The 1,921-nt window shown below is 64.9% G+C and carries 2 protein-coding genes and 1 pseudogene; all 3 read left to right on the top strand.

All coding sequences use genetic code 11. The annotated features are described in order from the left end of the window. Nucleotides 1-596, top strand: a pseudogene (locus tag DD1DGNOD_RS26635) (tetratricopeptide repeat protein); the annotation flags it as partial. Between the two features lie 592 nt (nucleotides 597-1,188). Beyond that, nucleotides 1,189-1,500 carry a nucleotidyltransferase family protein gene (locus DD1DGNOD_RS06815; protein ID WP_131767276.1) on the top strand — a complete coding sequence of 104 codons (312 nt, stop codon included), beginning with the start codon at nucleotides 1,189-1,191 and terminating at the stop codon, nucleotides 1,498-1,500. Next, a complete protein-coding gene (locus tag DD1DGNOD_RS06810) occupies nucleotides 1,418-1,831 on the top strand; it encodes a HepT-like ribonuclease domain-containing protein (RefSeq protein ID WP_346434279.1) in 414 nt (137 codons plus the stop codon). The genes DD1DGNOD_RS06815 and DD1DGNOD_RS06810 overlap by 83 nt, the downstream gene beginning before the upstream one ends. Nucleotides 1,832-1,921 lie beyond the last annotated feature (90 nt).

Raw genomic sequence — 1,921 nt, 5'->3', positions numbered from 1 at the left:
GCCATCCGCAGCTCTCCGACGCGGATGTCTACAGGCTGCGCGCCAACGTCCGCGTGCTCCTCGACAATGACCGCCCCTCCGAGGCCATCAGCCTCATCGAGGACGGCGTCGAGCGTGGGGCCGAGGACCCCGCCCGCGGGCTGGAGCTGCGACATCTCCTCGCCGCCACACTGTTCTTCGCCGACGAGTACACCCGCGCGGCCGCTCTCTTCGACGCCGCCGGCCACGAGTACCGCCGGTACCGCCTGGAGGCGAGCCACCCCTATGTCCTCGACTGCGCCTACCACGCCGGCATCGGCTATGCACAGGCAGGCAAGCCCGACAAGGCCCTCGCGCAGCTGCGGTTCTACGTCCAGAACGCCGACCCGACCGCCAGCGACGACGAACCGGACAGGATCCGCGAGGCCCGCATCACCATCGCCCAGCTGCTCGCCGCCGCCGGCCACCACGACGAAGCCCTTGTCGAGCTCGAAGGCGTCCGCCGAATCCTGGTAGCCACTTTCGGCCGCGACTCGACCCAGGTCCGCAACCTCACCAAACTCATCGACCGCCTACGGCTCGCCACCGCATCCGGCACCTCGCGCCGGCCTTCGTGATGCCCGCCGACACCGCCGCGACCCCAGGTGGCCACCGGCTTCGGGACGGCGCGACCGCGCGACAGCACACACCGGCAGCTACCGAACGTAGTCGACTGTCCGGGAACTGGAGGGAGCTCGAACCGCCAGCACGACCCGCCCACCTGCCCGTTCACCATCGCGCGGATCATCCAGGCCGATAGATCGAACCTATTTATGCAGGTCGGAGGCTTGATAACGCTGCGTGGTAGACCTAACGCGCCACAATAAGAACCTCTTGATCTTGGTTGAAGGCTCCGAAATCATCGTCCGCCCGGTCGCGACACGATTGCTGACCAGGGACGATGTCCAATGAACACTGAGACGATCAAGCCGGAGCCAGCATCGAACATAAGTTCTGTAAATCTGGTAGAACTCGCATCCACGGTGAGCCTTGTGACCGGCGTCATGAGACTGTTCCGTACCTGCCAGTGTTCGCTGGTCCCGGCCGGGGCGATACGCCGACGACGCGTGATCTTCGACGACGGGTGAAGTCGCGTCGACGCTCCGGGCTGGGCGACGCGCCGGTCGGCCGGTCAGCCGGTCGGGCACAATCGTGTGCGGGGAGGTGGGCGTGCATCCGTTGATCGAGGCGAGGCGGGCGGAGATCCAGGCTCTGTGCCGAGAACTGGGGATCCGGCGTCTCGACGTGTTCGGTTCCGCCGTCGGGGACTCCTTCGACGTCGACACCAGCGACGTCGACGTGCTGGTCGAGTTCGACGACGGTCGCACGGGGTTCGACTACTTCGGCGCCTATTTTGGTCTGAAGGAAGGGCTGGAGCGGCTGTTGGGCCGTGCCGTCGATGTCGTCAGTGTCACGAGTATCCGTAACCCGTACTTCCGTGAACGGGTCATGCGGACCAGGCAGCCGCTGTATGCGGCCTGATCCACGGAAGTACCTTTGGGACGCTGTGAACGCGGCCGAACTCGCTCGTGGCTTTGCTCAGGGAAGATCATTTGAGGATTATTTGTCGAATGCGATGCTCCGCGCGGCGGTCGAGCGTGAGTTCGAGATAATCGGCGAGGCGTTGAACCAGCTGTCCAGGGTCGCCCCAGAGATCGCCTCCGCGATCCCCGAGCTGCCTCGCATCGTAGCGTTCCGGAACATCCTGATCCACGGCTATGCCACCGTGGACGACGCGCTGGTCTGGCAGGTATTGAAGGAGAAGCTTCCGGAGCTGGAACAGGTGATCCGAGACATGCTCGACGGCAGTTGAGCCGGTGACGCCGTGGACCGAACGGTGAGCGTGGTACCCCAGGCCTAGTGTCCCGGTCCTGAGATCTGCGCTCTTATGAGACCTGCGTTG

Origin of the sequence: Candidatus Protofrankia californiensis, from assembly GCF_900634765.1 — a bacterium.
GTDB lineage: Bacteria > Actinomycetota > Actinomycetes > Frankiales > Frankiaceae > Protofrankia > Protofrankia californiensis.
Note: the sequence above shows the minus strand (reverse complement) of the source record. Positions and strands in the feature narration are given on the sequence as shown.